Origin of the sequence: Streptomyces sp. NK15101, assembly GCF_020400725.1 — a bacterium.
Classification (GTDB): Bacteria; Actinomycetota; Actinomycetes; order Streptomycetales; family Streptomycetaceae; genus Streptomyces.
The window spans coordinates 72,335-78,472 of the sequence record NZ_JAINVG010000032.1; the positions used below are offsets into that span (position 1 = coordinate 72,335).

The following is a 6,138-nucleotide window of genomic DNA, read 5'->3' on the forward strand; positions in this document are numbered from 1 at the left end:
GGCGGTCACGAACCGCAGGACGGTGCCTGGCCGCCGGTGCCGAGCGGGATCAGCGCCGGGGCAGGGGCGCAGCAGCCGCCGCCCTCCCCGGAAGGCTCCGTGTCCGGCTGGTCGAAGAGGCCGGCGCCGCCGCAGACCCCGGTCTCCGGGAGGACGAGTTCGACGCGTTCGGCGGACTCGTGGTCGCCGGCGATGGCGGCGACCACGGAGCGGACCTGCTCGTAGCCGGTGAGGGCGAGGAAGGTGGGGGCGCGGCCGTAGGACTTCATGCCGACCAGGTAGACGCCCCGCTCCGGGTGGGACAGCTCCTTCACGCCGTGCGGGTAGACGGTGCCGCAGGAGTGCTGGTTCGGGTCGATCAGCGGGGCGAGGGCGACGGGGGCCTGGAGGCGCTCGTCGAGGTCGAGGCGGAGCTCGGAGAGGAAGGAGAGGTCGGGGCGGAGGCCGGCGAGGACGACGACCTCGTCGACCGGGTCGAGGCGACGGCCGTCCTCGGCCACGAGGATCAGGCGGCCGTCTCCGTCGCGCTCGATCACGTCCGTGCGGAAGCCGGTGACGGCGTCGGCGTGGCCCTCGTCGACGGCGGCCTTGGCGGCGAGGCCGAGGGCGCCGCGGGCGGGGAGCTGGTCGGCGGCGCCGCCGCCGAAGGTGGAGCCGGAGATGCCCCGGCGCAGGATCCACACCGCCTTCGTCCCCTCGCCGTCCTCGGCCCCTGCCAGGTCGGCGAGCGAGGCGAGAGCGGTGAACGCGGAGGCGCCGGAGCCGATCACGGCGGTGCGCCTGCCCGCGAAACGGGCCCGGACGGCCGGGTCCTCGAGGTCGGGCACGCGGTAGGTGACGCGGTCGGCGGCGGCCTTCTCGCCGAGGGCCGGCAGGCCGGAGGCGCCGGCCGGGCTCGGAATGGACCAGGTGCCGGAGGCGTCGATCACCGCACGGACGAAGAGCCGCTCCTCACGCCCGCCGGCATGGACGACGTGGACGACGAAGGGCTGGGTCTCGCGGTCGGCGTCGACGATCCGGTCACGGCCGGAGCGGGAGACGCCGCTCACGCGGGCGCCGAAGCGGACCCGGTCGCCGAGGACGTCGGCCAACGGCTGGAGGTACTTCTCCGCCCAGTCGCCGCCGGTCGGATACGTCGTCGCGTCGGGCTTCACCCAGCCAGTGGGGGCCAGCAGCCTCTCGGCGGCCGGATCCGTGACCTCGCCCCAGGTGGAGAACAGCCGGACGTGCGACCACTCGCGTACCGCCGCTCCCGCCTTCGCGCCGGCCTCCAGGACCAGCGGTTCGAGTCCGCGCTCGACGAGGTGGGCGGCGGCGGCCAGGCCCGCGGGGCCGGCCCCGATGACCACGACGGGCAGCTGCTCAGTGGCGGTGGCGTTCATGACGAGTCCCCTTGCTTCGACGCTTGTCGATCTCTTGCGCCTCAGCATGACATTCGATATCGATGAACGTCAACATAGGCATTCATCGATACTGGCAGTTCAGCCATGGGTCCCGGGGCTGGTTCGACGTGTGTCAACATAGACGTATGTCGAATGCGAAGGTGTTGCCGCTGCTCCAGCCCGAGGCCGAGCCGTGCTGCCCACCCCTGACCGAGCGTCCGCTGACCGCGGAGGAGGCCGAGCGGACCGCCGTGATGTTCAAGGCGCTCGGCGACCCGGTCCGCCTGCGCCTGTTCTCCGCCGTCGCCTCGCACGAGGGCGGAGAGGCGTGCGTCTGCGACATCTCCGACGTCGGCGTCTCCCAGCCGACCGTCTCCCACCACCTGAAGAAGCTGAAGGAGGCGGGACTGCTCAGCTCCGAGCGGCGCGGGACCTGGGTCTACTACCGCGTCGAGCCCGCCGTCCTGGCCGCCATGGGACAGCTGCTGACCAGAGCCGCCGTCGCATGACCACCTCCGCCCTGGTGGTGCCGCTCACCGCCGCACACGCCGACGAAGTGATCGCGATCTATCAGGCCGGGATCGACGAGGGCAACGCCACCTTCGAGACCACCGCTCCGACCTGGGCGGAGTTCGACGCGTCGAAGCTGCCCGAGCACCGTTTCGCCGCCGTGGACGAGGCCGGCCGGGTCCTCGGCTGGGTCGCCGCCGTCAAGGTCTCCGACCGGTGCGCGTACGCCGGCGTCGTCGAGCACTCCGTCTACGTCCACCCCGACGCCCGGGGCCGGGGCATCGCCTCCGCGCTGCTGGAGGCGCTCATCGACTCCACCGAGGCGGCGGGGATCTGGACGATCCAGTCCGGCATCTTCCCCGAGAACACGGCGAGCCTCGCCGTCCACGAGCGCGTCGGCTTCCGGGCGATCGGCACCCGCGAACGCATCGGCCGCCACCAGGGCCGCTGGCGCGACACCGTCCTCGTGGAGCGCCGCAGCCCCCGCATCCACTGAGGGCCCTCAGCCGCCGGCATCGAGCGTGAGCTGCTCGCGGTGGAAGTCGAAGTGCCGGGTGGGATAGCGGTAGAGGTCCGCGAGGGTCATGAAGTCCTGGAAGAACGGGTCCCACCGCATCGGAAAGTGCATCCCGCGCGCCAGGTCGGCCTCGGACTCCCGCGCGAGCCGCCGCTCCAGCGAACCGGTGATCCGGTCGAACGCGACGCCCGTCCTTCGAGGGCCGAACACCCTCACCGCGCCGCACGGCCCGAGGTAGTTGATCACGTCGAACGGTCGCGTCCCCGCGTCGAGCAGGCGGGCGAAGGCCTTGCTCGCGCTCCGGGGCAGGCGGCTGAAGCCGCGCGCGAGGCCCAGCAGGACCCGGGTGACGAGGTAGCCGAAGAACATGTGCCACAGCAGCTGGCCGTTCGTCCACCGCGTGCCGTTGGTCGGGCGGGCGAGGAAGTCCGGCGCGGCATCGTCCAGGAGCGCGTGAAAGGTCCGTCGGGCCCGGTCGTACTCGTCGAGGACCGCCCGCCGGTCCAGCACAGGACGACCGTCTGCCATCACGCCGTCGCTCCCGTTCCCGGCCGTGGTCGCCGTGTGGGGATGATTCCCGCCCGAACGCGCCCTGGAACGCGGGACCTTCCGCCCGTCTCACGGGGTCATGAGGCTCCGAGCCGTTCGGCGATCGCCCGCGCCGCTTCGCGGGCCGGGCGTCCGACCCCGATGAGGGTGGCGGAGGCGGGGCCGGTCCAGTCGCCGTAGCCGAGGAGGTGGAGACGGGGCTCGCCCAGGGCCTGGGTGCCTGCCGTGGGGATGCGACCGCGGGGGCCGCGCAAGGCGAGCGGGGCCAGGTGGGAGAGGGCGGGGCGGAAGCCGGTGCACCAGATGATGACGTCAGCCTTGGTGGTCATGCTGTCGGGCCACTCGACGCCCGTCGCGGTGAGGCGGGTGAACATCGGCTGGGCCTTGAGGAGTCCGGCGTCGCGGGCGGCCCGGACGGGCGGGACGGCGACGATGTCGCCGAGGGAGGCGACGCCGCCGGTGTCGGTGCGGCCCTCGTCGAGGGCGCGGCGGCGTGCGGTGGCGTGGTCGAAGAGGGCGCGGCCGTCGATGTCGTCGGCGAGGTAGCGGGGTTCGCGCAGGGTGACCCAGGCCAGGTGCGTGTCGTACGCGAGGTCGGCGGCGATCTGCGCGCCGGAGTTGCCACCGCCCACGACGATCACGCGCTGCCCGGCGAAGTCGTGCGGGCCGCGGTACTCCACGGTGTGGAGCTGGGCGCCCCGGAACTCCGTACGGCCCGGGACGGCCGGGATGAAGGGGCGGGACCAGGTGCCGGTGGCGCTGATCACCGCACGGGCCCGCCACGTGCCGGAGTCGGTGTCGACCCGCAGGAACTCGCCGTCCCTGCGGACCGCTTCGACGCGGACCGGCCGTACGACGGGGAGCTCGTACCGCTGCTCGTAGTCACGGAGGTACGTGACGACGTGCGCCGCGTCCGGGTAGGTCTCGCCCGGCTGCGGCGGCATGAGGCGGCCGGGCAGGGAGGAGTACGCGGCGGGCGAGAAGAGGCGCAGGGAGTCCCAGGCGTGCTGCCAGGCGCCGCCCGGCGTCGGCTGCGCGTCGAGGAGGACGAAGTCCAGGCCCAGGCGGCGCAGGTGGTAGCCGGCGGCGAGCCCGGACTGGCCGCCGCCGATCACCACCACGTCCACCGGGGCGCTCATGAGCGGCCGCGTACGAAGACGACCGCGACCAGGGCCAGGCCCACGACCGTGCCGATGAGCTGCATGCCGATGAACGCGGGCACCGAGGCGGGGGCGATGCCCGCGAAGGTGTCGGTGAACGCGCGGCCGATCGTCACCGCCGGGTTCGCGAAGGACGTGGAGGAGGTGAACCAGTAGGCCGCCCCGATGTACGAGGCGACCGCGACGGGCGCGAAGCGGAGCCGGTCCGTACGGGCCAGGCCGAAGATCAGCAGGATCAGGCCGGCGGTCGCGACCACCTCGCCGAGGAGCAGGTTGCCGGCCGAGCGGTCGTGCGTGGACCACTGCACCAGCGGCTCGCCGAACATCGCGTCCGCGAGCACCGCGCCCGCGATTCCGCCGGCGATCTGCGCCGGGATGTACGCGGCCAGCTCTCGCCCGGTCACGCCGGTGCCGCCCTCGCGCCGGGTGGTCCACCATTCCGCCAGGCTGACCGCCGGGTTGAAGTGCGCGCCCGACACCGGCCCGAGGAGGGCGATCAGGACGCCGAGGCCGAAGACGGTGGCGATCGAGTTGGCGAGCAGCTGGAGCGCGACGTCGTCGGTGAGCCGCGTGGCCTGGATGCCGGAGCCGACCACGATCGCCACCAGGGCCGCGGTGCCGACCAGCTCGGCCGCGAGGCGGGGCGCGAGGGGACGGCTGGACGGGACGATGAGGGCGGGCGCCGTCTCCGGGAGCGTGGTCACGGGGTTCCTCTGCGGTGTGGTGGTCAGGGGCAGGAGCGTCTGATGTTCGCCTCGGAGGTGAGGCGCGCGAGCTGGGCCAGCGCGGCGAACTGGCCGGCCAGGGAATCGAGGACCTCGGGCTTCAGCCGGTAGTAGGTGAAGCGGCCGCACGGCTCCGTCTCCACGACTCCGGCCTCCCGCAGGACCTTCAGGTGGTTGGAGAGGTTGGTCTGCTTCGCTCCGGTCTCCTCGACCAGGTGCGTGGTGCACAGGGTCTCGCGGGCGAGCAGGGTCACGATCCGGAGCCTGAGCGGGTCGGCCAGGACCCGCATCAGCTCAGTGTCGACTGACGTCAGCATGGACTGATACTGTCACATCAGCGAGGGCTGATGCCAGCCCGGGCCGATGCCTGCCTGCCGTGAAGGAAGATCCGATGTCCGAGACCCCGCTCGCGTCCGTGCTGTTCGTCTGCGTCCACAACGCGGGGCGCTCCCAGATGGCCGCCGGGTTCCTCCGTCACCTGGCGGGCGACCGGGTCGAGGTGCGCTCCGCAGGCTCCCTCCCCGGTGATCGGGTCAACCCGTCCGCCGTGGCCGCGATGGCCGAGCTGGGCATCGACATCTCCGACCAGAAGCCGAAGGTCCTCACCACCGAGGCCGTCCAGGCCTCCGACTACGTCATCACCATGGGCTGCGGCGACGCCTGCCCGTACTTCCCCGGCAAGACCTACCTCGACTGGCAGCTCGACGACCCCGCCGGCCAGGGCGTCGAGGCCGTCCGCCCCATCCGCGACGAGATCAAGGGCCTCATCGAGGGCCTCGTCGCCGACATCGAAGCCGAGAAGGCGTGACCGGCACGGCAGGGACCGACCGGACCGACGGCATGCGCGACGTCGTCGGCGCCGAGTCCGCCCGATTCCCCGCGGTATCGGTCCTCCTCTGACGGTCCGCGTGTTGCTGTCCGGGGACATCGGTGCCGCGGCCGGCGGGGGTGTGGCCGCCGATGCCGGTGTGGGGCCGGTGGCAGGCCCGTTCGTCGAGCAGAGTGCGGTGGAAGCGTTCGACCTTGCCGTGACGGCACAGCGGGCCGGGTGAAGACGCCCGGTCTCGGCCAGCGGGGCATTACGGCGGGACACGAGGGCCTCCGGGTTCGGTGCAGATGTCGCGATCCACACCGACCCCGGAGGCCCTCACCCGTTCAAGAACCCGGCACCCGTGTCACCGACGTCCCCGGACAGCACATGCCGGGGGCGCGGGCCGGACGGTCGCGCCGGCAGGGGCCGTTACTTCGGCATCAGGACGGTGTCGATGATGTACACGTTGGCGTTGGCTGTCTTC

General features: G+C 72.7%; 8 protein-coding genes and 1 pseudogene. 3 read left to right on the forward strand and 6 right to left on the reverse strand.

The genetic code is table 11. The features are described from left to right. Window positions 1-5 precede the first annotated feature (5 nt). Window positions 6-1,382 carry an NAD(P)-binding domain-containing protein gene (locus tag K7G60_RS18980; protein WP_225802123.1) on the reverse strand — a complete coding sequence of 459 codons (1,377 nt, stop codon included), beginning with the start codon at window positions 1,380-1,382 and terminating at the stop codon, window positions 6-8. 146 nt (window positions 1,383-1,528) lie between these two features. On the opposite strand from K7G60_RS18980, the gene K7G60_RS18985 reads away from it, so the two are divergent. Next, window positions 1,529-1,891, forward strand: a complete 363-nt coding sequence (locus tag K7G60_RS18985; protein WP_225802124.1) for a helix-turn-helix transcriptional regulator — start codon at window positions 1,529-1,531, stop codon at window positions 1,889-1,891. After that, the gene (locus K7G60_RS18990; RefSeq protein WP_225802125.1) at window positions 1,888-2,388 is read left to right on the forward strand and encodes a GNAT family N-acetyltransferase; all 501 of its coding nucleotides are present in this window, start codon (window positions 1,888-1,890) and stop codon (window positions 2,386-2,388) included. Before K7G60_RS18985 ends, K7G60_RS18990 begins: the two co-directional genes overlap by 4 nt. 6 nt (window positions 2,389-2,394) lie before the next feature. On the opposite strand, the gene K7G60_RS18995 is transcribed toward K7G60_RS18990, so the two are convergent. The 4 genes from K7G60_RS18995 to K7G60_RS19010 all read right to left on the reverse strand — a co-directional run bounded on the left by K7G60_RS18995 (window position 2,395) and on the right by K7G60_RS19010 (window position 5,160). Further along, window positions 2,395-2,937, reverse strand: coding sequence for a DinB family protein (locus K7G60_RS18995; RefSeq protein WP_225802126.1), 543 nt, complete (start codon window positions 2,935-2,937; stop codon window positions 2,395-2,397). Window positions 2,938-3,035: 98 nt separating this feature from the next. Next, window positions 3,036-4,097, reverse strand: coding sequence for an ArsO family NAD(P)H-dependent flavin-containing monooxygenase (locus K7G60_RS19000; RefSeq protein WP_225802127.1), 1,062 nt, complete (start codon window positions 4,095-4,097; stop codon window positions 3,036-3,038). Next, window positions 4,094-4,822 carry an aquaporin gene (locus K7G60_RS19005; RefSeq protein ID WP_374115647.1) on the reverse strand — a complete coding sequence of 243 codons (729 nt, stop codon included), beginning with the start codon at window positions 4,820-4,822 and terminating at the stop codon, window positions 4,094-4,096. Before K7G60_RS19005 ends, K7G60_RS19000 begins: the two co-directional genes overlap by 4 nt. Before the next feature lie 23 nt (window positions 4,823-4,845). Next, window positions 4,846-5,160 carry a helix-turn-helix transcriptional regulator gene (locus K7G60_RS19010; protein WP_225802128.1) on the reverse strand — a complete coding sequence of 105 codons (315 nt, stop codon included), beginning with the start codon at window positions 5,158-5,160 and terminating at the stop codon, window positions 4,846-4,848. A 74-nt stretch (window positions 5,161-5,234) separates the two neighbouring features. Here K7G60_RS19010 and K7G60_RS19015 point away from each other — a divergent pair, with 74 nt between their 5' ends. After that, entirely contained in the window at window positions 5,235-5,651 is a 417-nt protein-coding gene (locus K7G60_RS19015; protein ID WP_225802129.1) for an arsenate reductase ArsC, read from the forward strand. A 100-nt stretch (window positions 5,652-5,751) separates the two neighbouring features. On the opposite strand, the pseudogene K7G60_RS19020 reads toward K7G60_RS19015, so the two are convergent. After that, a pseudogene (locus K7G60_RS19020) lies at window positions 5,752-5,874 on the reverse strand (IS481 family transposase); the annotation flags it as partial. Window positions 5,875-6,138 lie beyond the last annotated feature (264 nt).